Below are 22,334 nucleotides of genomic sequence, written 5' to 3'. Positions count from 1 at the left end.
CCGGGAGTTGGACGACGGCCCTCGTGTCACCGCTGGTTCGTAACAGCGTGACGAAAGTATTATATACCTTTGTACAGGAAGTGAATTGAACTGGAGAGGGTGAGAGAAAAATGGGAGAGATGACGTTTGCGTACGTCGGCATTCTCGGTGGGATACTCGGTATAGCGATCGGATCGGTGTTCGGACCCGGCGGCGCGTTTTTCGGAGTCATCCTCGGACTGACCGCTGGAGCGGCCTTCGGAGGCCGGTTAGCGAATCGGTCTCGGCGGATCGCGGAACTCGAGCAGCGCGTCGACGAGCTAGAAGAGACCGTCGAACGGAGTCGAGAGGAGAAATAGCTCTTCGTCTCCGTCAGTCGCGGTAGCGATGACGACCGCAGTCCTGAGCGACACCAGCCCTCGTCCGTCTCGTATCGGCACGGCTCGAGTTCGCAGAGTGCGAATCCGTCGAAAAACACCGGCTCACCGAACAGGCGAGTTGGACTCTCACGCCGACCTCAGGCGTAGGCTTCGAACTCCTGGCCGAACACGGCGAAGTAGCCCACGCCGACCATCCCGATCGCCGAGGCGACGACGAAGGAGAGTTCGGGGCTGGCGAACTCCCAGAGGAGCCCACCGAGCGCGCCACTCGGGATGACGATCAGGTTCCGCAGGAAGTAGTACGAGCCTGTGACACGGCCGCCTGCGTCCTGCTCCGCTGGTCCGACGACGAGGGCCTTGTGTGCCGGGAGGCCGGCGAATCGAAGCCCGGAGAACGCGAACAGGAGGACGAGCACCGTCACGTTCTCCGGCGCGAAGATTAGCAGGACGGGGAAGATCGCGTAGACGAGAAAGCCGAGTCCGACGACCGGCTTGAGCCCGGTGTACTCGGCGACCTTCGCCGTGGGTGCCATCGTGACCAGCGCGACGAACATCTCCACAGCGAGCAGGACGCCGAAGAAGGCCGCCGGCGAGAGCGAGATCGAGCCGACGACGGGGAGCGAGAGCGAGAGCCCGATCCCCATGAGCTGGGTGATGACGAGGATAAAGAAGACGTAGACCATCCCGTTGGCGAAGCGGACGAACGTGTCGGCGACCAGCAGCGGTTTGAGCGGTTCCGGCATCGCGCGCAGATCAGAGAAGATCTGGCCGAACCCCTCGAACTCCTTGCCGATGGTATCTTCGGCTTCGTAGAGGAAGTGCTGGGCGAGCGTTCCGAGCGCGCCGAATGCGACTGCAATCGCGAGCACGAACAGAAAACCCGGCATGAGGCTGTCGGCGACGAGCACCGCGACGATCAGCGGCGCGAGCAGAAACGCCGACCGACGGAACGTCTCCGTGCTGGCAAAACCGCGCGCCAGGCGGTCCGGCGGGACGCTTTGCTTGACGATGGCGTACGTCGCCCCGACGCCGAACGACTTCCAGCCCTGGGCGAAGAGCAGGCCGACGAACACCCAGATCCAGGGCTCGAGCACGATCACACCGAGATCGATCGCCGGGACGAACGCGCCGGCCAGCCAGATACCGAAGCCGACCGTCGAGAGCAGTCCGAAAAGAGTCAGCGAGAGTCGAGAACCGAAGCGATCGGAAACGACGCCGCCGTAGTAGGGGAAGACGGCCCCGATCACGTTGCCGAGCGTGGCGTAGAGGCCGACGACGAGGCCCGTCGCACCGAGGAAGACGAGATAGTCCGGGAGGAACCGATTGGTCATCTGGAAGCCCAGACTGAACGCGAACATTGCGAGCGAGAGGACCAGCACGTCGCGCTCGAGCGAGAAGAACTGCCGGTAGACGTCGGTCGGTCCCGTCGTTTCTTCCTGCGCTTCGACCATGATCGAAGATGGAACGGGTCCGGTTAAGAAACTCGTGAACCAGAAAATTCAGTGGGTTAGTTCGGACGGTTACAACGCACCGCGGAGATTCCAACCGGGTCGACGATCACTCCCGTCTCGAGCCCCGCTACTGTTCGCAGATCTCGAGGAAGTTCTCGAAGATTTCGTCGCCCTCCTCGGTGTGGGCGACCTCGGGGTGCCACTGGACGCCGTAGAGGTCGCGGTCGGTGTCGCTCATGGCCTCGACGCCGCAGACGTCGCTTTTTGCGGTGAGGTCGAACCCCTCCGGGAGTTCCTTCACCTCGTCGGCGTGGCTCGCCCAGACGCGGGTCTCGGGGTGGAGCGAGCCGGTCAGCGGGTCCTCATCGTCGACGATATCGACGGTGACGTCGGCGTAGCCGCCGTACTCGCCGCTGCCGACGCGGCCGCCGAGTTCCTCGGCGATCAGCTGCATACCGAGACAGATGCCGAGGACGGGGACGTCGCCTTCGAGGTAGTCGGCGGATCGGCCGATTCGGTCCATGTCTGGACCGCCGGAGAGGACGATGCCGTCCGCGTCGACCTCTTCGGGAGGTGTTTCGTTGTCGATCAGGTCCGTGTCGACGCCGAGGTCGCGAAGCGCCCGGCGCTCGAGGTGGGTGAACTGTCCGTGATTGTCCACCACGACGATCGTCGTCATTGACTGCTCCTAGCCAGTCACCCGGTAAAAACGGTCCGGAACACGTTTTCGAGTCGGCGTGGCTCGAAACGGACTTGGCTCGGTTCGTCGTGCAGGGTCGCCCCATCGCTAGTTCCCATCTTCCAATTGATTCGTCCGTTCGATTTGTTTGTACGGTATTCCATCGGTTTTTCCGAATTCTTCAACCACTGTTCGGGCCTATACCAAAACGTTCATGCATACTCGAGTTCAATCAGGAACTATGACACTCGAGGCCGAAGCAGTCGGGAGTCAGCTGGAAGACGACGGCGACGTCGTCGCTGCAGTCGACGAGATCGACGGACAGTCACACCTCGTCATCGCCGACATCGCGCGGGACGAGACGTGGCTCTCGATGGTCGAGCGAGACGCCGCCTCGCTCGAGGCGTGGCGGTAGCCGTCGCGGTGCCGGCTATGGCGGTAACTGTCGTCAGTGCCGTCGTCGCGCTGGAGTCGGCGATCGGTCCCAATTTTCGGTACGTTTATACTCGTCTCACCGGACGGTAGCAGTATGGCAGTCGATCTCAACGAGTTCGAGCATCCGGCGTGGCTCACCGCGGTCGGAACCGGTATCGGTTATCTACTGATCCTCGCGGTGTTGACCGTCGCCCTGTTCATCGTCCCGTGGCTGATCTTCGCGGCCCTGTAGCGGGCCAGAGTCGCCACTGGTGACGATCGGCTTCGAACGGGCTCGTCTCGTACGTCTCGCCGGCCTGATCCGACAGCGTCGACAGGCTGAGTTGGCACTTCCGGTATTTTTGTCGCAGTCTCGAGCGTCGAGCGCTGACGCTGGGCTGATGCTGAGCCGACGCTGGTGCGATCTGCTGTGCGAAACAGGAGGAGAAACCGGCTCGTTCAGGCGAAGGTCTTCGAGACTTCGTCGTTGGTCTCGGAGTCCGCCTGGACCTTGTCCCAGGCGTTGCGGAAGTCTTCCATACGGATCTCGGTCCGGTCGTCGCGGATGGCGAACATCCCGGCTTCCGTACAGATGGCCTTGACGTCGGCTCCGGAGGCCTCCTCGGCTTCGAGGGCTAACTCGGCGAAGTCGACATCGTCGGCGACGTTCATGCCGCGGGTGTGGATCTGGAAGATGATCTCGCGACCCTCCTCGTTCGGCTTTGGCACCTCGATGAGGCGGTCGAATCGGCCGGGCCGGAGGATGGCGCGGTCGAGCATGTCGAACCGGTTCGTGGCGGCGATAATGCGGATCTCGCCGCGGTCCTCGAAGCCGTCCATCTCGGAGAGCAGTTGCATCATCGTCCGCTGGACCTCGGCGTCGCCGGAGGTCTTCGATTCGGTTCGCTTGGCCGCGATGGCGTCGATCTCGTCGATGAAAATGACGGCGGGTTCGTGCTCGCGGGCGACCTTGAACAGGTCGCGGACGAGTTTGGCACCCTCGCCGATGAACTTGTGGACCAGCTCCGAGCCGGCCATCTTGATGAAGGTGGCGTCGGTCTGGTTGGCGACCGCTTTGGCGAGCATCGTCTTGCCGGTCCCCGGCGGGCCGTAGAGCAGGACGCCGCTCGGCGGATCGATGCCGACGTCTTTGAACGCGTCGGGCTTCTCGAGTGGCATCTCGACGGTCTCGCGAACTTCCTGCATCTGTTCTTCGAGGCCGCCGATGTCCTCGTAGCTGACTTCGGGGCTCTCGGTGACTTCCATCACGCGAGCGCGCACGTCAGTTTCGTTGGAGAGCGTCTTGACGATAGAAAGGGAGTTGTTGACCGCGACGCGGGCGTCGGGGTCGATGTCGTCGCGCATCTCGTCGGTGACCTCGGTGAGGGCCTCCTGGTTGTTCCCGTGCTGTTTGATGATGACGCCTTCGTCCGTGATCTCCTGGACGGTGGCGACGAACAGCGGGGACTGCTTGAGCTTCTTGTTCTCGTGGGTCAGCCGCTCGAGTTTCTGCTGGTACTTGTTGTTCTCGGCGTTGGCGTCGAGGAGCTTGTCCCGCATCTCCTCGTTTTGCGCCTCGAGGATCTCGAGTCGGTCCTCGAGTGCCTGGATCTTCTCCTGTTGGGACGCCTCGTCCTCGTCGTATGGGAGGTCGACGTCGTCCACGGTGTCGCTCATCACCCGTCCTTTGGGTGTTGGTTCATAAGAGACTTCGGGTCGGTGCACCCCCGTCAGACGTATTACTAGAGAGCATTTTTCGAAACAGAAAATATTATCACGCTGTATCGGCTACGGTGTACTGATGAGTGCTTCAGAGTCGCTGCGACACGAGACCGAAACGCGGGGAACGTGGGACGACGTCAAAGAGCTTCCACCGAGCGCCAAACTCGTCGCGAAGGTGCTCGAGTACAACGAAACGATGACCCAACAGCAGATTGCCGATGAGACCCTGCTGCCCTCGCGGACGGTGCGCTACGCGCTGAACCGCCTCGACGACGAGCACGTGATCGACTCGCGCTTTTCGTTTTCGGACGCGCGCAAACGGCTGTACAGTCTCGATATCGAAGCCTGACCGGATACTCGGACGACCGCCGCTCCAGCAATTCGATCTTCTCCACCGTTTTCTCCCGTTCGTCGCTCTGAGCGGTCGCCACTATCGGTCGTCGCTACCGTCTATCGACACCCGCTTTTAGACGGTGAGGGTAGCAGTGCCGAGTTAGCGTCAGGCGGTGGCGCGCGCTGTCGTCCGTCCGAACGGTAGTGAGGGCGGACGATACCACCGTGCGAGGGATGAGTGAAGGAGCACCGCGACTGAGCGAATCGGTTGGGGAGGACGTGGAAATCATAGTGTCCACGGTAGCAGGACGCTCATCTGTGTTTTTCCGTGTTCTCGATTACGTATGGAAACGGGACATATACTGCTCTTACACTGGCAACGAGGATTGCCACGTCCTCCCCAACCGATTCACTCGCTCCCTTTGGTCGCTCGCTTATCCACAGGAAGACGCTTTGCGTCTTTCAAGCCGTCGTTCACTTCGTTCACGGCGTCCTCGCACAGTGTCGAGTCGCGCCTCGTTACCACTCGCCGCGACTCGGCGCGCGCCACTGCACGAAGTAATGCCAACCGACTGTTATGGAGCTCTTTTCTCGCTGCCGCGATACTCTCCTCGCTACACAAACTTCGTTTCACTTTCACTTCGGTCGCGGAACCCCTTTAGGGCGGGCCTGCCAACGAGGCGACAATGACGCGGGTTATCCACACGGGCGACACCCACATCGGCTACCAGCAGTACAACGCGCCCGAGCGACGACAGGACTTTCTCGAGGCCTTCCGCTCCGTCGTCGACGATGCGGTCGCGGACGACGTCGACGCGGTGATCCACGCCGGCGACCTCTTTCACGACCGGCGACCGGGACTGATCGACCTCCAGGGCACCGTCGAAATCCTCCGCACGCTCGCCGACGCCGACATCCCCTTTCTCGCCGTCGTCGGCAACCACGAGTCCAAACGCGACGCCCAGTGGCTCGATCTCTTCGCCGATCTCGGACTGGCGACGCGACTCGGAGCCGAACCCGAGCTGATCGACGACGTGGCCGTCTACGGCCTGGATTTCGTCCCGCGCTCGAGACGCGACGACCTCGAGTACGATTTTGCCCCCGTCCCCGACGAGGCCGAACACGCGACCCTCGTGAGCCACGGCCTGTTCGAACCGTTTGCTCACGCCGACTGGGACACCGACCGATTACTCGAGGAATCGACGGTCGACTTCGACGCTGTCCTCCTCGGGGACAACCACAAGCCGGACACAGCAGAAGTACTCGATACCTGGGTCACCTACTGCGGTTCGACGGAACGCGCGAGCGCTAGCGAGCGCGAGAACCGAGGCTACAACCTCGTCGATTTCGAGGACGACGCCGTCGGGATCAGTCGCCGCGGCCTCACCGACACCCGCGAGTTCGTCTTCGTCGACGTCGACCTCGAGGCCGGCGAGGGCGTCGACCGAATCCAGGAACGGGTTCGAGAGTACGACCTTGAGGACGCGGTGGTCGTCGTCACGGTCGAGGGCGACGGAAAACCGATCACGCCGGCGACGATCGAAGGGGGCGCCATCGACCGCGGCGCGCTCGTCGCTCGCGTAAACGACCGCCGGGAACTGCCCGATGAGGACGAGGAGGTCTCGGTGAGTTTCGCCGACCCCGACGCCGCAGTTCGCGAACGCGTCCGCGAACTCGGCCTGAGCGATGCGGCCCGAAACATCGACCAGACGGTCCGCGACGACGACCTCGTGGACGCGAACGTCCGCGAGACCGTCGAACGACGCGTTCGGGATTTGCTCGAGGACGACACCTCGGCGTTCGACCCCGCACCCGAACGCAGTCCCGACGACGCGGACGTGACGACGGTCGCGGACCAACTCGAGGGCGGTCCGGAGGCCGAAGAACCGGCCGCGACCGAGATCGATACCGTCGAGGAGAGCGATGACCTCGAGGAGAGCGCGGTCGAAGCAGTGATCGACGCGGCGACCGCCGACACCGACGGCGGCGAGCCGACTGCGGACACGACCGAGGCGAATTCCGAACACGAACCGCCGTCGAACGGCTTGGAGACGGATACCGACGAACCATCCGCGGAGAACCCGAAGACAGACACCGACGAACCGTCCGCGGAGAACCCGGAGTCGGACGCCGACTCCGAGACCGATAGTCCAGCCGATGCCGACGCCTCGCTGGGTGATTTCGCGTGAAAGTCGATCGCGTCCGCCTGCTGAACTTCAAGTGTTACGGCGAGGCCGATCTCGGTCTCGAGCACGGCGTCACCGTCGTCCACGGCGTCAACGGCAGCGGCAAGTCGACGCTGCTCGAGGCCGTCTTCTTCGCCCTCTACGGGTCGAAGGCGCTGGACGACCGAACGCTCGACGACGTGATCACGACCGGCGAGGAGGAAGCCGAAGTGGAACTCCACTTCACCCACGACGGCCGCGAGTACCACATCGAGCGCCACCTCAAGCTCAGAGGTGACCGCGCGACGACGACGAAATGCGTCCTCGAGATGCCCGACGAAACGATCGAAGGCGCACGCGACGTTCGCCGGGAGATCACCGAACTCCTGCGGATGGACGCCGAGGCGTTCGTCAACTGCGCGTACGTCCGCCAGGGGGAGGTCAACAAACTCATCCACGCCTCGCCGAGCGACCGCCAGGACATGATCGACGACCTCCTCCAACTGGGGGCGCTCGAGGACTACCGCGAACGGGCCAGCGACGCCCGGCTGGGCGTCAAGACGGTGCTCGACGTGCAACGGGGCGTTCTCGAGGACAAGGAGAAACAGATCGAGCAGCTGGAAGGAAAAGACCTCCACGAGCGTCTCAATAACCTCGAGTCCAATCAGGCCGACGTCGCCGAAGAGATCGACCGCTTCGAAGACCAGCGCGAGCAGGCCCGAAAAACGCTCGAGACCGCCGAGGACGTCCTCGAGCGCCACGAGGAGACGCGCGAGGAGATCGAGACGCTCGAGACCGATATCGACGACCTCCGATCGAAGATCGAGGAGACCGAACGCGAGCGCGAAGAGGCGAAAGCGGAGATTCGGGACCTCGAGGAGCGACGCGAGGAACTCGCAGCGGAGCGCGAGGACCTACTCGCCGACGTCGACCTCGACACCGCGTCCGAGGGCGGCGACCGAGCGGACGCGGTCGACGGGCGCATCGCGGATCTCGAGGCTCGCGACGAGGAACTCCGGGACGACCTCGAGGACGTTCGGGTTTCGATCACGGAGACCAACGGGGAGATCGAACGGCTTCGAGAGGAGGCAGCGGACCTCGAGTCACAAGCCGAAGCCGCACGCGAGGAGGCCGACGAACTGGAAGCGACGCTCGAGAGCGACGAGGAAGCGATCGAGGACCGCGAAGCGGATCTGGACGACCTCGAGGAACAGATCGAGAGCGCGCGCGAACAGTTCGACAGCGCACCGATCGAGTTCGGCGACGCGGCCGACCGGATCGACTCTCTCGAGACCGACCGCCAAGAACTGACGAACGAAATCGGCGACGTCACGGCAGACATCCGAACCGTCGAGAACGCGATCGAGGAGGGCGAACGGCTGCTCGAGGAGGGCAAGTGTCCCGAGTGTGGTCAGCCAGTCGAGGACTCGCCGCACGTCGACGTGCTCGACGAGAAGCGGGAGGAGCTCGCCGATCTCGAGGGGCGACTCGCCGATCTCGAAGACGACCGCGACGACCTCGACGAGCGGATCGAGCGCACCGAGGAACTTCGCGAGGCCGAACGGCAGGTCGACCGTCTCGAGGAGAACCGCGACAACATCGAGACGCTGGTCGCCGAAAAGCGCGAGACCCTCGCGGACCGACGCGAGCAGCGCGATCGACTGCGCGAGGATGCCGAGGGCTACGAGGACGACGCGGAGGAGAACCGCGCGAAAGCAGACGAACTCGAGAGCGAGGTCGACGACGTTCGATCCGAACTCGGTGCGATCAACACCGAGCGCGGCGAGATCAAGGGGAGCCTCGAGTCGCTGCGCCGCGTCGCCGAGATCGACGCCGAGCGCGCAGAGTTCGCGACCGATGTCGAGAACCGCCGCGAACGGCGTCAGGACTGGCAGACGATGAACGACGAGCGCCGCGAGACGCTCTCGAGCAAACGCGAGCGCAAGCGCGACCTCGAGTCCGAGTTCGACGAGGACCGGGTCGCGACCGCCCGCGAAGATAAGCAGAACGCTGAGAACTACATCGAGAAGGTCGACGCGAAACTCGAGGAACTGGCGGAAAAGCGGACGAACCTCCAGAACGCCATCGGGGCCGTCGAACGCGAACTCGAGGAACTCGAGGAACGACGCGAGGAACTGGCTGGACTCGAGGAGCGCTGCGAGCGCCTCGAGTCGCTGTACGACGAGGCCGAGACGCTGCAGGCGACCTACGCCGACCTGCGGTCGGAGCTGCGCCAGCGCAACGTCGAGACCCTCGAGCGGTTGCTCAACGAGACGTTCGATCTGGTCTACCAGAACGACTCCTACGCGGCGATCGATCTGGACGGCGAGTACCGGCTGACCGTCTACCAGAAAGACGGCGAAGCGCTCGAGCCCGAACAGCTATCGGGCGGCGAACGCGCGCTATTCAACCTCAGCCTGCGCTGTGCGATCTATCGGTTACTCGCCGAGGGTGTCGAGGGCGCGGCGCCGATGCCGCCGTTGATTCTGGACGAGCCGACGGTCTTCCTCGACTCGGGCCACGTCACGCAACTCGTCTCGCTGGTCGAATCCATGCGCGACTTGGGCGTCGAACAGATCGTGGTCGTCAGCCACGACGAGGAGCTCGTCGGCGCGGCCGATTCGCTGGTCAGCGTCGAGAAAGATGCGACGTCAAACCGCTCGCGCCTCGAGCACGGGGAGCCGCCGGAGATCGAACTGCTCGCCTCCGACTGAGAGTGAGCTGCTCGAGAGTTGGTCTTCGCTAAGCGAGGCGTGGGTGGTAGGACGCGTCAGGATTGGCTTTCGTTCAGTTCACTCTCCGAGACGTCGGACGTCTCCGCTGTGGCGGTCTGTTCGTCGCCCTCGTCGACGCGGATCACCTCGAGTGCGCGACGACACGTCTCCGTGAGCCGATAGCCGCGCTCGCCGGCGACCTCGGTCTCCTCGAGCAGCCCGGCCGCCGTCAGCACGGTGAGCCGGCCGTGGAGGTCGCTCTCGCAGAAGTCGTAGGCGTCGAGGAGGGTGCGGACGCCGAGCGGACCGCGCTCCTCGAGTTCGACGAGCAGTCCGAGCGTCGCCTCGTCATGGACGTTCGTCAGGAGCGTCTTGACGGGATCGCTCACGCAACCTGTGGCCGTCTCGAGTGCGGATTCGCTCTCGAGATCCTCGAGGCGGTCGTTCTGGACGTAACACTCGTTGCCGTTCTGTGGGTCGCGGACGAGGCTCGCGTGGTCGGACCGTTTGAGAAGCAGATATCGTTTGCCGGTGTCGTCTTGGACGGTTTTCATGATCGGTCGTGATCGGCCGATGACTGTTGTTGGGTGACTCCTCCTGAAGTAGTTTCGCCTGCGATCAACTATTTCCGGTCTCCGTCGCCGTCCGTCTGATCATCGTCGGAAGCCGCAGTAGGGTCCGTTCCGCTACTGTTCGCCGTCGTCTCGTCGGTCCTGTCGTCCCTCGACGATTCCTCGGCCGAGTCGCCCGCTGGATCGGTTGTGCTCGAGTCGGACTCGACGTCGCGCCGAAAGGTTCGATATCGCTGAATACCGAACCCGGTGAGGACGAGTCCGGCGGCGAACAGGTAACTGGCGTACGTGGTAGCCCCTTCGAAGACCAGAAATAGCACTCCGAGCGCGTACGCCAGTACGGCAGCGTTGATGACGAGTACAAGCGCCCAGAAGTTCTTGAGCGTCTCTCCGTCGACGTCGGTTTCCGCAGGCGAAAACTCGGGGTCCGGGATCGCGTCCTCCTCGAACTCCGATTTCAGATCGGATCGTAAATCCGACCCCGCGTTCTCGGTCGGGACCTGTGGAATCGTCAGGGAGTCGCTCTCCGGGTCCCTGAACTCCTCCTCGGGGTCGTACTCGTCGGGTTCGTGTTCGCTCCGGTCGAGTCCCACAGTCGAATCGTCGGCGAGTAAGCCAAAAAACGTTCGCGTTCGGGGCGGTTCGCGTTCGGCGGCGTTCAGTACAGTCGATAGATCGATCAGGCGAGTTCGGTAAGCGTGAGCGTCTGGGAGGTCTCCACCCACGCGAGCGGGTTCTCGGCGTCGTAGAAGACGACACCGTCCTCCGTCTCGTAGGACTCGACTGTCGCGGTGCCCTCGGGTTCACTACGCGGCTCGCTTCGATCCGTCGTATCGTCGTTCACTTCGGTGGACACTTCCATCACCTGATGCTATGGTATGTGTTACCACATTATATGTCTTGTTGCCCCTGCAAAACTCGGAGGGAACCCACCGGATCGTGGCGAGCGTGACGACCAACCGAAGTATGGGGGTTTTTATTCGACCGCTTCCAACCCCGATACCATGACTGAGGCGGGCCAAACTGGACTCGAGGCATTCTCCGACGAGTCCGCCGAGCGACCGGCGGAGGAAGCGAAAGCCATCGCCGGCAACGGCGGCTCGAGCGCTGCCGACGTGATCGACGTCGTCGAGGAGGCGGTTCCCGAAGCCGACGGCGAACTCGAACTCGCCGTTATGCAGGTCGACTACACAATCGCCGGCTACGGCGACGAGGAGCGACCGATCGTGCACGTCTTCGGCCGAACGGCCGACGGCGAACTCGAGCACGTCCAGGTCGTCGGCTTCCGGCCGTACTTCTACGCACCGACGGACAGCCTCGAGCGACCGCCCGAGGAGCAGTACGACCGGCTGACCGGCAGTCGCGAGGTCGGCGAGAACGGCGAGCCCTACGAGAGTATCCGCGGCGAGAAGCTGACGAAAATCTTCGGCCAGACGCCCCGCGACGTCGGGCAGGTCCGCGACGAGTTTCAGCACTTCGAGGCCGACATCCTCTTTCCGAATCGGCTCCTGATCGACAAGGACATTCGCAGCGGCGTTCGGGTGCCGGAACGGCGCGCCGACGACGACTCGCTGATCGTCCCCCACGACGAACTCGAGGCGGTCGACGTCGACGCCGACCCGCGCGTCAACACCTTCGACATCGAGGTCAACGACCGCGCGGGCTTTCCCGAAGACGGCGAGGAACCGATCGTCTGTCTCACCAGCCACGACTCCTACCGCGACGAGTACATCATGTGGCTCTACGAGGCTCCCGTCGGCGACGGCGAAATCCCGACCGAAATCGAGGAGTACGAACCGATCGAGGGCGAGATCGACCACGAAGTGCGGGCATTCGAGGAGGAGGAAGCGATGCTCGAGGCGTTCGTCGACTACATCCGAGAAACGGATCCCGACGTCCTCACGGGCTGGAACTTCGAGGACTTCGACGCGCCGTACTTCCTCGACCGACTCGAGGAACTCGCCGGCTCCCACCACGACTACGACCTCTCGATCGACCGACTCTCGCGAGTCGACGAAGTCTGGCGCAGCAACTGGGGCGGTCCCGATATCAAGGGTCGCGTCGTCTTCGACCTGCTCTACGGCTACCAGCGGATGGTCTTTTCCGAACTCGATTCCTACCGCCTGGATGCGGTCGGCGAGTCCGAGTTAGGGGTCGGAAAGGAGCGATATACCGGCGACATCGGCGACCTCTGGGAGGTCGATCCCACGAAACTGCTCGAGTACAACCTCCGTGACGTCGAACTCTGTGTGGAACTCGACCGGCAACAGGAGATCATCACCTTCTGGGACGAGGTGCGCTCGTTCGTCGGCTGTAAGTTAGAGGACGCCCCCACGCCGGGCGACGCGGTGGACATGTACGTCCTCCACGAGGCCCACGGCCGCTTCTCGCTGCCCTCGAAGGGCCAGCAGGAGGCCGGCGAGGAGTACGAGGGCGGGGCCGTCTTCGATCCGATCACGGGCGTCAAGGAGAACGTGACCGTGCTCGACCTGAAGTCGCTGTACCCGATGTGCATGACGACGGTGAACGCGTCGCCGGAGACCAAGGTCGATCCCGAGACCTACGACGGGGAGACCTACGTCGCGCCAACCAAACCGGAGCCGATTCACTTCCGGAAGGAGCCCGACGGCGTCATGCGCGAGATGATCACGGAACTGCTCGCCGAGCGCGAGGAGAAGAAATCCCTGCGAAACGAGTACGAACCCGGGAGCCTCGAGTACGAGCAGTACGACCGCCAGCAGGGCGCGGTGAAGGTCATCATGAACTGCTTTACGCCGGATACGGAGGTGCTGACGCCCGACGGCGTCCGGGATATCACGGACCTCGAGATCGGTGACGATGTATACTCGCTCGACCCGGAAACGGAGGAAATGGAGGTTAAACCCGTCGTTGAGACACATGCCTATCCCGACTACGACGACGAGCTGATTGACATCGAGACGGACAAGATCGATTTCAGCGTCACCCCGAATCACCGGATGCTCGTCCGGAAGAACGAGACGAACGGCATTACCGAAGACGAATACGGATTCGTCGAGGCTGGAAACCTCGACCGAGCGACGAACTACGAACTCCCTCACGACTGGGAGGGGCCAGACGGTGACGAACTGCAGAGCGTCGACCTAACGGAACTGATTGACGGCGAATACGAAGTTTGGGTTCGACCGTCCGTTCACGGCCGGACGTTCACCGCAGAGTTAGGGTGGACACCACGTCGAGTCCCGAAGGCGGATGTCGGCAAAGTTGGCTACGTCTTCACCGCCGAGGAGTTCGACGAACACCGCGAGTACATCGAGGACGTCTGCGAACTGAGCTTCATCCACCGCGAATCCGGCCGAAAATGGATCCCCCGGACCTACGACGGGGACGACTTCCTCGACGTGCTCGCGTGGTTCGTGACTGAAGGGAACGTCTACACGTCCGAAAACAAGCAGTTCGGCGAGAACTTCCGTGGATCAGCGACAACGGTGAAACTAGCCCAGGATAAACTGCCGATCGCTGACGGCGGCGTCGATCACCACGCGACGATCGGTGAACTGCTCGACGGTATGGGATTCGATTACTACGTCGACGATCGGTCCTATACTGTCACGTCGAAGTTGCTTGGGGAGTTTCTAACGTCGATCTGTGGCGACGATAGCTTCGAGAAACGAATCCCTGATTTCGTCTTCGACTGTAGCCGCCGGCAGAAGCGACGATTCCTCGAGGTTCTCATCGACGGAGACGGCGATCGGCAGGTAAACTCGTGGCGCTACTCCACCTCGAGCGACCGGCTTCGAGACGATGTCCTCCGTCTCTGTGCACATCTCGGTCTCACGGCGAACTATAACCGAGATAGCGGCTCGTGGCGAATTTATGTCACTGAAGAGTCGAAGAACACGCTTCGGATGCATCGGAGTTCGTCTCGAAGTACTGCCGACGATGGCGTCTACTGTGTCACCGTCGAAGACAATCACACGCTGCTTGCAGGACGAAACGGAAAGTTCCAGTTCGTCGGCCAGTCATTGTACGGCGTCTCGGGCTGGGAGCAGTTCCGACTCTACGACAAAGAGGCAGCGTCTGCGATTACTGCAACTGGCCGAGAAGTAATCGAATTCACGGAAACCGCCGCAAACGAGATTGATTATACGGTTGCCTACGGTGACACCGACAGCGTCATGCTCGAACTCGGACCTGATATCCCGAAAGAAGACGCCCTCGAGCAGTCCTTCGAGATCGAGGAGTACATCAACGATCGGTACGACGACTTCGCGCGCGACGAACTCAATGCCGAATTCCACCGCTTCCAGATCGAGTTCGAAAAACTCTACCGGCGCTTTTTCCAGGCGGGCAAGAAGAAACGCTACGCGGGCCACATCACCTGGAAGGAGGGGAAAGACGTCGACACCATCGACATCGTTGGCTTCGAGTACCAGCGCTCGGACATCGCACCGATCACGAAGGAAGTTCAGCACAAGGTTATCGAGATGATCGTCAGAGACGGCGACATCGAGGGCACGAAGGAGTACGTCAACGGCATCATCGAAGACGTACAGACGGGGAATATCTCACTCGAGGAGATCGCCATCCCCGGCGGCATCGGCAAGCGGTTAGATAATTACGACACCGACACGGCACAGGTTCGAGGCGCGAAGTACGCGAACCTCCTGTTGGGAACCAACTTCCAGCGCGGCAGCAAACCCAAGCGGCTCTACCTCGACCGAGTCGACCCCGCCTTCTTCCGACGCATGGAGAGCGAGGAAGGGTTCAACCCCCAGACGGACCCCCTCTACGGCGCGTTCAAGCGCGACCCCGACGTGATCTGCTTCGAGTACGACGATCAGATCCCCGACGAGTTCGAGGTCGACTACGACAAGATGCTCGAGAAGACGTTACAGGGCCCGATCGAGCGCATCCTCGAGGCGCTGGGCGTCTCGTGGAACGAAGTAAAATCGGGCCAAGAGCAGAAAGGGCTAGACAGCTTCATGTAGTATCTAAATCGGTTTAAGATCGTCTAAGGAGTTCGGTCGGTGAAGGCGTACGTGACTCGAAACACAGCCTGGGCTGCCCCGAGAGCGCCCTCTTCTCCGCTTGCGGCTCCTTCGGATCGATCCCGCCGTTGTTTCCCTTTCAGAAAATTATTTTGGCGATGAGAGATCGTATCCAATTGGATACGAAACCGTTATCAGTCAGACGACCCACCCTTCAGACGACAGAGTACTATGGCACGTCTCGAACTACGCAACCTGCACGCGGAAGTGGCTGAGGGCGACGAGAAGATTCTCGAGGGCGTCGACCTCGAGGTCAAGTCGGGCGAGATTCACGCCCTAATGGGGCCGAACGGCTCCGGGAAGTCGACGACCGCCAAGGTCATCGCCGGCCACCCGGAGTACGAGGTCACCGAAGGCGAGGTCCTCCTCCATCTCGAGGAGGGCGAGTTCGGCGACGAGATCGAGATCGACGAGGACCAGCGAACCTGGAACCTGCTCGACCTCGAGCCAAACGAGCGGGCCGCGCTCGGCGTCTTCCTCGGCTTCCAGTATCCGGCCGAGATCGACGGCGTCACGATGACGAACTTCCTTCGCACGGCGCTCAACGCGAAAATCGAAGAGCGAGAAGAGCTCTTCGAGGACGATGACGCCGAGGAAGAAGAAGAGGAGGAGGCAGGCTTCGAGACCTCGCCGATGGAGGGCAACGTCGACGAAGGTGACGTCGGCGTCGCCGAGTTCCAGCAGATCCTCCAGGAGAAGATGGAAGCACTGGACATGGACGAGAAGTTCGCCCAGCGCTACCTCAACGCCGGCTTCTCCGGCGGAGAGAAGAAACAGAACGAGGTCCTGCAGGCAGCCATCCTCGAGCCGTCGATCGCCGTCCTCGACGAGATCGACTCCGGGCTCGACATCGACCGCCTGCAGGACGTTTCGAACGGTATCAACGCGCTGCGCGACGAGGAGGGCACCGGCGTCCTCCAGATTACCCACTACCAGCGCATCCTCGACTACGTCGAACCAGATCACGTCCACGTGATGCTCGACGGCCAGATCGCCAAAAGCGGCGGTCCGGAGCTCGCCGAGCAGCTCGAGGACAAGGGGTACGACTGGGTCCGCGACGAGGTCTACGGCACGGCGTAACCGAATTCGGCTAGAACAACGGTAATAACGCTACAGCCGTAACCATAAACACAACACATCATGAGTTCCGATCAAGACCACCTAAAAGAGACAGACACTGAAGCCCGGTTCGAGTTCAAAAAAGAGGAGAACTCCGCAGTTAGATCCGGCAAAGGCCTAACCGAAGAGGTCATCCGCATGATCTCCGAGGACAAGGACGAGCCCGACTGGATGCTCGAGCGACGCCTGCGCGCGCTCAAGCAGTACCAGAACATGCCGATGCCGACCGACTGGCCCGGCATGCCGGATCTCTCCGAACTCGATATCGAAGAGATCGTTCCGTACATCCGCCCGGACGTCGACAAGCGCGAAGGCGTCGACGACTGGACGGAGCTGCCCGAGGAGATCAAGGACACGTTCGACAAGCTTGGCATCCCGGAAGCCGAGAAGAACGCCCTCTCCGGCGTCGGCGCGCAGTACGAGTCCGAGGTCGTCTACCAGAACATGCAGGAGCAGTGGGAGGAGAAGGGCGTCATCTTCTGCAACATGGACAAGGCCGTCAAGGACCACCCAGAGCTCGTCAAAGAGCACTTCATGACGACCTGCGTCCCGCCGAGCGACAACAAGTTCGCGGCGCTCCACGGCGCCGTCTGGTCCGGCGGCTCCTTCGTCTACGTCCCCGAGGACGTGACGGTCGAGATGCCGGTTCAGGCCTACTTCCGGATGAACTCGGAAGGGATGGGCCAGTTCGAGCACACGCTCATCATCGCCGAGGAAGGCTCCGAGGTCCACTACATCGAGGGCTGTTCCGCACCGAAGTACGGCACCCACAATCTCCACTCCGGCGGCGTCGAGGTCTTCGTCGGCGAAGACGCTCACGTTCAGTACTCGACCGTCCAGAACTGGTCGAAGAACACGTTCAACCTGAACACCAAACGCGCCATCTGTGAGGAAAACGGCACGATGGAGTGGGTCTCGGGCAGCATGGGATCGAAAGCGACCATGCTCTACCCGTGTACGATCCTCAAGGGTCGCGGCTCGACGGACACCCACATCACCATCGCCTTCGCGGGCGAGGGCCAGGACATCGACACCGGCGCGAAGGTCTACCACAACGCGCCAGACACCAGTTCGACCATCGAGTCGAAATCGATCTCCAAGGACGGCGGCCGCACCAACTACCGTGGACTCGTCCACATCGCCGACGGCGCCGAGAACTCGAGCACCGCCGTCGAGTGTGACGCGCTGATGTTCGACAACGAGTCGACCTCGGACACCATGCCGTACATGGAGATCGAGGAGTCGAAGGTCGATGTCGCTCACGAGGCGACCGTCGGCAAGATCGGCGACGAGGACATCTTCTACCTCCAGTCCCGCGGACTGGACGACGACGACGCCAAGAAGATGATCGTCGCCGGCTTCATCGAGCCGATCACGGAGGAACTGCCGATCGAGTACGCGGTCGAACTCAACCGTCTCATCGAACTCGAGATGGAGGGGAGCCTCGGATAATATGAGCGCAGGAACGCAGGTACACGCTAATCTGACGGAGGAACAGGTACGCGAGATCAGCGACGGGCTCAACGAGCCCGACTGGCTCACAGAGACCCGTCTCGACGCCCTTGAGGCCCTCGAGGCCCTCGACATGCCCGACGTCATCCGGACGCCGGGTCGGGACTGGACGAACCTCCACGAACTCGACTTCGAGTCGCTCGTGGACCCGCTGAACGCGGCCGAGAACAAGGATCAGGTCGGCCCCGACGAGGTCGACGTGCTCTCGTGGGCCGACGCGGTGCAGGAACACGACGATCTCCTGAAAGAGCACTTCGGCTCCATCGTCGATCCCCAGGAGAACTACCTAACGGCGCTCTCGACGGCGCTGTTTAGCACTGGAACGGTCGTCTACGTCCCCGAGGGCGTCGACGCCGAGGATGTCACCATCCGGACCGAGCAGAACTCCCGCTCGCTGTTCAACTACACGCTCGTCGTCACCGAGGAGTCGTCCTCGGTCACGATCCTCGAGCGCCAGTCCACCGGCGAGGAGGCCGAGGAGCAGTACTACAGCGGCATCGTCGAGGTCGCCGCCGGCGAGAACAGCTACGTCCAGTACGGCAGCCTCCAGAACCTCTCGGAGGAGGCCTACAACTTCACGCTCAAACGCGGCGTCACCGATACCTACGCCACGATCGATTGGATCGAGGGCAACATCGGGACGCAGCTGACCAAGACGGAGGTCTCGACGCTGCTCGAGGGCGATTCCTCGGAGACGCAGATCGTCGGTGCCTTCTACGGACACAACGACCAGCACTTCGACCTCGACGTCAAAGTCTGGCACCGCGCCGAGCACACGACGGCCGACCTCGTCACTCGTGGCGTCACCGACGACGTCGCCCGCTCGGTCTACGAGGGCGTCCAGGACGTCGGCCGCGACGCCTGGGACACCAGCTCCTACCAGCGCGAGAACACGCTGATGCTCTCCGACGAGAGCGAGGCCGACGCCTCCCCGAAGCTGATCATCAACAACCACGACACCGAGGCCAGCCACTCGGCGACGGTCGGCCAGATCGACGCGGAGGACCTGTTCTACATGACCTCCCGCGGTGTCGACCCGCGTGCCGCACGCAACATGCTCGTGGAAGGGTTCTTCGTTCCCGTCCTCGAGGAAGTCGACGTCGACGAACTGCGCGACGATCTGGTGGAACTGATCGGCGCGCGACTACGTCAGCGCGACTAGCGACGTTCGATTTTGGTTTTCGTTTCGGTTTCGCCACCAGGTACTCGACCGTGAGTCACCACTCGAGTCGGTACTGTCCCCGTTGAATACAGCCGCGAGGCCGTCACCACGTCTGACGATCCTTTTTATACTCGAACGAAAAACACCCGCTCGATGCAGGCCCTCTCCGTCGAACTCGAGGACGACACTGTCGCCGCCCTCGAGGCCGAACGGGAACTGTTCGGCTTCGAGAGTCGGCAAGCGTACGTCCGGTGGATCATCGAACACCGCGGCTCGATCGACGCCGACGGATACGATCTCGATACCACGCAGGATCGATTGCTGGCCGATCACGGCCAACGACTGGCGAGACTCGAGGAGCGAGTCGCGACGATCGCCGCTCGCGTCGACCGCGACGGGGATGGCACCCAATCGATCGACGACTCGGCGCCGGTAGATAACGCGGCGGAAACGAACGACACATCGAGCAGGACCGGAGGCGAATCGGCTCACGATGGCGACGTAACCGACGACACCGCCGACAGAGCGAAAACACGCGGCCGGCACCCTCGTCGCGACGCACCGGAGGGCGAGTCGCCGATCGAGGTTCGCGGCTCGCCGCGCACGGTTCGGCAAGGTCCCGACTCGACGGTCCGTTCGGACGACGACCACTCGAGTCCCGAACGAGAGGCTCAGCAGCCTCGGTCGACGGACCATGGAGCCTCGAGTTCGGGTTCGAACGCGGAGTCGGAGCCGACGACCGCGTCAACGACCGAGAAATCCGGCGGGTTGTCGCCCGAGCGAATCGCACGGATTCCGGAGGACCCGGTCCACGAGGACGCCGGAATGCTCGGTAACGTCGAATCCGAACGGCTCGACGAACTCTCCCGGCGCGCGGTCGCGACCACGCGAAAGCGGCTGAATCGGGACGTCCAGACCGGCCTCGAGTACACCTCCTCGACCCGATTGGCCGGCGCGGGCGTTCGCCCGGGTGAAGATATTGCCGACCTCGACGCGCTGTCGATTCCGGGCCGCTCGGCGGAGATCCTCGAGAAACGACGCCACGCCGTCGGTCGTGCACTCGCCTATCTGCGGGACGAGAACCGAGCGCGGCGCTCGGATTTCGTCGACGCGCTCTACGCGGAGTGTCCGGCCGGCTACGAGACGGCCGATAGCTGGTGGGAGTGTATCAAGGAGGGGCTCAAACAGGTCGAGGCGGTCGAGGGCGGCGAGGGGACGCGTGTCTGGCGGTATCGCGGCTGAACCGGCTAGCCGAACCACTCGCTGTTGAGGTGATCGTCGCCGTTCCAATACCACCGAACGATCGTGTATCCGAACGCGACGAGAAGGGCGAGTCCGACGACGTTACCGATCATTTCGTGCCGACGGTGCTCCAGTAGTGACAAAAAGCCTCTCGTCGTGCGTGGCTCGCTCTCGAGGCGGTAGCATCGACTCGAGCGTCGAGACCGAGGGTCGTCGACAGCGTCCGTACTTCACCGGCGAGCGAACAGCCCACGAGTAGGGACGGTTAAGTATCAGCGGCCCGGACAACGTGATATGAGTCTGGGACAGCGTGTCTCGAGCGACCACCAGCTCACCCGATTACTACAGATCGGGGTCGTCTTAGAGGAGGTCGTCGAGTCGCGCGCCGCCCACCACCTCGACTCGCTCCCGCCAGCCGAACGGACGGCGATCGACGAGGAGATCCGCGAGTTGCTCGAGGAAGCCGCCGAGGAGTCGGCCGACCATCGCGAGCGGCTCGAGGCGTTAATCGACGATCTCGAGGCCGAAACCGTGGCGTACGAGGAAATAAATGCATTAGTCGACGCCCAGTACGGGCCGCCGGAGGACACCGACGGGGTGCTCTACGATCAGCTCGCAAACGAGGAGACGGCCTACAAGTTCTACGACGATCTGATCGACGCGGTCGAAGCCTCCGACGCCGAGTTCGCCATCGATCGCGACCGACTGCTCGAGACGCTGTACGAGATCCGGGAGGAGGAAAAGGAGGGAGTCGAAGAAGTGGCCGAGATTATGGAGCACAGAGCATGATCGGGACGCTCCGGCCCGCCGCGAGCGTCACCGACCACGCGGACAGCACTGACGGAGGAATCCGATGAACACGGCAGACCAATACCTCAAGGCGATCTATCTCGCCCAACGGATCGAGGACGGCCCCGCATCGACCGGCACGCTGGCGGACATGCTCGAAATCAGTCCGGCCAGCGTCAACGAGATGATCGGTAAGCTCGAGGAACGAGGGCTCGTCGAACACGAGAAGTACAAGGGAGCGAGCCTGACCAGCGAGGGTATCGAACGCGCCCACGACTCGCTCCAGACCTACTGTATCATCGAGCGATTCCTCGCAAACGTCCTCGAGGTCGAGGAGTTTCGCGACGAGGCCCGCGCCTTAGAGAGCGTCATCGACGACACCGTCGCCGAGCGCCTGGATACCATTATCGACCGACCCAGCGAGTGTCCGGACTGCTTCGATCCCGAGCGGGATTTCTGTGAGCACCTCGAGGTCGGTCCCGACGGCTGTGCGGACTAAATCACGTCGTTTCCCTCGAACGACGCTGTGAATGACCGGTCGTGGACGTCTTATTCCGGCAGTGTCGCTTCGTACAGTCGGGCCATTCGATCGAAAAAGAGGAGCATAAGCACGACCGAAGCTATCGCCCCGAGTCCCGTCCTAAGAGGGTAGCGTTTTGCGGCCGATCGAAGCGTGAACAGGAACACCGGCACGCAGACGAGCGTAAACCGGAGGTGGCTCGACGGACGAAGCCCTCGCTCGAGCCATACTTGCTCGCCGAGTACGACGCGAGTCGCCCACGCGTCGTCGGTTTCCGGTGACGGAAATACGAGCGGATTCACCGCGACGAACAGGAGCGTTCCAACCAGTAGCGGCCGGTTTCGACGATAGAGAGACAGCACGAGCAGCAGGTACGCACCGACGAACGTCCAGACGCTCCCCGGGTTGGCGTGCCCCGACCAGAAGAGGCGATTCGTGATGCTGTCTTGCGATCCGAATCGGTTGTTCATACCGGTAGTACAACCGTCGTACTAACGGATAACCTCTTTGTCACGAACGGGAGCTCAGTTCGGACGAACGCGCGGCGAGCG

20 protein-coding genes are annotated in these 22,334 nt (G+C 62.5%); 13 read left to right on the top strand and 7 right to left on the bottom strand.

From position 1 onward, the window contains the following. Positions 1–110: 110 nt before the first annotated feature. Complete coding sequence (locus tag ACSFDB_RS01480; RefSeq protein WP_440769279.1) at positions 111–338, top strand: hypothetical protein; 228 nt, start codon at positions 111–113, stop codon at positions 336–338. 158 nt (positions 339–496) lie between these two features. Here ACSFDB_RS01480 and ACSFDB_RS01475 read toward each other — a convergent pair whose 3' ends face one another. Both ACSFDB_RS01475 and ACSFDB_RS01470 read right to left on the bottom strand, forming a co-directional pair. Next, complete coding sequence (locus ACSFDB_RS01475; RefSeq protein WP_440769278.1) at positions 497–1,810, bottom strand: MFS transporter; 1,314 nt, start codon at positions 1,808–1,810, stop codon at positions 497–499. A gap of 127 nt (positions 1,811–1,937) precedes the next feature. Further along, entirely contained in the window at positions 1,938–2,489 is a 552-nt protein-coding gene (locus tag ACSFDB_RS01470; protein WP_440769277.1) for a GMP synthase subunit A, read from the bottom strand. Between the two features lie 241 nt (positions 2,490–2,730). On the opposite strand from ACSFDB_RS01470, the gene ACSFDB_RS01465 reads away from it, so the two are divergent. Together ACSFDB_RS01465 and ACSFDB_RS01460 are read left to right on the top strand one after the other, a co-directional pair. Continuing rightward, the gene (locus tag ACSFDB_RS01465) at positions 2,731–2,904 is read left to right on the top strand and encodes a DUF7556 family protein (protein WP_175529301.1); all 174 of its coding nucleotides are present in this window, start codon (positions 2,731–2,733) and stop codon (positions 2,902–2,904) included. A gap of 114 nt (positions 2,905–3,018) precedes the next feature. Beyond that, positions 3,019–3,156 (top strand): hypothetical protein, encoded by a 138-nt coding sequence (locus ACSFDB_RS01460; RefSeq protein WP_006091856.1) that lies wholly within the window; start codon positions 3,019–3,021, stop codon positions 3,154–3,156. A 206-nt stretch (positions 3,157–3,362) separates the two neighbouring features. Here the strand turns inward: ACSFDB_RS01460 and pan1 are convergent, their stop codons facing one another. After that, the gene (pan1, locus tag ACSFDB_RS01455; RefSeq protein ID WP_090307446.1) at positions 3,363–4,580 is read right to left on the bottom strand and encodes a proteasome-activating nucleotidase Pan1; all 1,218 of its coding nucleotides are present in this window, start codon (positions 4,578–4,580) and stop codon (positions 3,363–3,365) included. A gap of 124 nt (positions 4,581–4,704) precedes the next feature. Between pan1 and ACSFDB_RS01450 the strand changes: the two genes are divergently transcribed. The 3 genes from ACSFDB_RS01450 (at position 4,705) to rad50 (ending at position 9,837) form a co-directional block, all read left to right on the top strand. After that, on the top strand, positions 4,705–4,974 hold the full coding sequence (locus tag ACSFDB_RS01450) for a MarR family transcriptional regulator (RefSeq protein WP_090307445.1): 270 nt from the start codon (positions 4,705–4,707) through the stop codon (positions 4,972–4,974). Between the two features lie 670 nt (positions 4,975–5,644). After that, on the top strand, positions 5,645–7,147 hold the full coding sequence (gene mre11 / locus ACSFDB_RS01445) for a DNA double-strand break repair protein Mre11 (protein WP_440769276.1): 1,503 nt from the start codon (positions 5,645–5,647) through the stop codon (positions 7,145–7,147). Continuing rightward, the gene (gene rad50 / locus ACSFDB_RS01440) at positions 7,144–9,837 is read left to right on the top strand and encodes a DNA double-strand break repair ATPase Rad50 (RefSeq protein ID WP_440769275.1); all 2,694 of its coding nucleotides are present in this window, start codon (positions 7,144–7,146) and stop codon (positions 9,835–9,837) included. Before mre11 ends, rad50 begins: the two co-directional genes overlap by 4 nt. A 56-nt stretch (positions 9,838–9,893) precedes the next feature. Here the strand turns inward: rad50 and ACSFDB_RS01435 are convergent, their stop codons facing one another. From ACSFDB_RS01435 to ACSFDB_RS01425, 3 genes are all read right to left on the bottom strand, one after another. Continuing rightward, positions 9,894–10,391: a DUF7346 family protein gene (locus ACSFDB_RS01435; protein WP_440769274.1), complete on the bottom strand. Its 498-nt coding sequence runs from the start codon at positions 10,389–10,391 to the stop codon at positions 9,894–9,896. A 68-nt stretch (positions 10,392–10,459) separates the two neighbouring features. Continuing rightward, positions 10,460–11,002, bottom strand: coding sequence for a DUF7322 domain-containing protein (locus ACSFDB_RS01430; RefSeq protein ID WP_440769273.1), 543 nt, complete (start codon positions 11,000–11,002; stop codon positions 10,460–10,462). 86 nt (positions 11,003–11,088) lie between these two features. Further along, on the bottom strand, positions 11,089–11,271 hold the full coding sequence (locus ACSFDB_RS01425; RefSeq protein WP_090307426.1) for a DUF7331 family protein: 183 nt from the start codon (positions 11,269–11,271) through the stop codon (positions 11,089–11,091). Between the two features lie 142 nt (positions 11,272–11,413). On the opposite strand from ACSFDB_RS01425, the gene ACSFDB_RS01420 reads away from it, so the two are divergent. The 7 genes from ACSFDB_RS01420 to ACSFDB_RS01390 all read left to right on the top strand — a co-directional run bounded on the left by ACSFDB_RS01420 (position 11,414) and on the right by ACSFDB_RS01390 (position 21,762). Continuing rightward, complete coding sequence (locus ACSFDB_RS01420) at positions 11,414–15,379, top strand: DNA polymerase domain-containing protein (protein WP_440769272.1); 3,966 nt, start codon at positions 11,414–11,416, stop codon at positions 15,377–15,379. A 231-nt stretch (positions 15,380–15,610) separates the two neighbouring features. Next, complete coding sequence (locus tag ACSFDB_RS01415; protein WP_440769271.1) at positions 15,611–16,519, top strand: ABC transporter ATP-binding protein; 909 nt, start codon at positions 15,611–15,613, stop codon at positions 16,517–16,519. Positions 16,520–16,579: 60 nt separating this feature from the next. Beyond that, positions 16,580–18,010 carry a Fe-S cluster assembly protein SufB gene (gene sufB, locus ACSFDB_RS01410; protein ID WP_440769270.1) on the top strand — a complete coding sequence of 477 codons (1,431 nt, stop codon included), beginning with the start codon at positions 16,580–16,582 and terminating at the stop codon, positions 18,008–18,010. Between the two features lies 1 nt (position 18,011). Then, entirely contained in the window at positions 18,012–19,232 is a 1,221-nt protein-coding gene (gene sufD / locus ACSFDB_RS01405) for a Fe-S cluster assembly protein SufD (protein ID WP_440769269.1), read from the top strand. 153 nt (positions 19,233–19,385) lie between these two features. Beyond that, a complete protein-coding gene (locus tag ACSFDB_RS01400) occupies positions 19,386–20,474 on the top strand; it encodes a hypothetical protein (protein WP_440769268.1) in 1,089 nt (362 codons plus the stop codon). Between the two features lie 294 nt (positions 20,475–20,768). Next, a complete protein-coding gene (locus tag ACSFDB_RS01395; RefSeq protein ID WP_440769267.1) occupies positions 20,769–21,263 on the top strand; it encodes a ferritin-like domain-containing protein in 495 nt (164 codons plus the stop codon). A 64-nt stretch (positions 21,264–21,327) separates the two neighbouring features. After that, the gene (locus ACSFDB_RS01390) at positions 21,328–21,762 is read left to right on the top strand and encodes a metal-dependent transcriptional regulator (RefSeq protein ID WP_090307398.1); all 435 of its coding nucleotides are present in this window, start codon (positions 21,328–21,330) and stop codon (positions 21,760–21,762) included. Positions 21,763–21,812: 50 nt separating this feature from the next. Here the strand turns inward: ACSFDB_RS01390 and ACSFDB_RS01385 are convergent, their stop codons facing one another. Continuing rightward, positions 21,813–22,253 (bottom strand): DUF6653 family protein, encoded by a 441-nt coding sequence (locus ACSFDB_RS01385; RefSeq protein WP_440769266.1) that lies wholly within the window; start codon positions 22,251–22,253, stop codon positions 21,813–21,815. Positions 22,254–22,334: the final 81 nt, after the last annotated feature.

This window comes from Natronorubrum amylolyticum (assembly GCF_052040145.1).
GTDB lineage: Archaea > Halobacteriota > Halobacteria > Halobacteriales > Natrialbaceae > Natronorubrum.
This window is presented reverse-complemented; position numbering and strand designations above follow the sequence as displayed.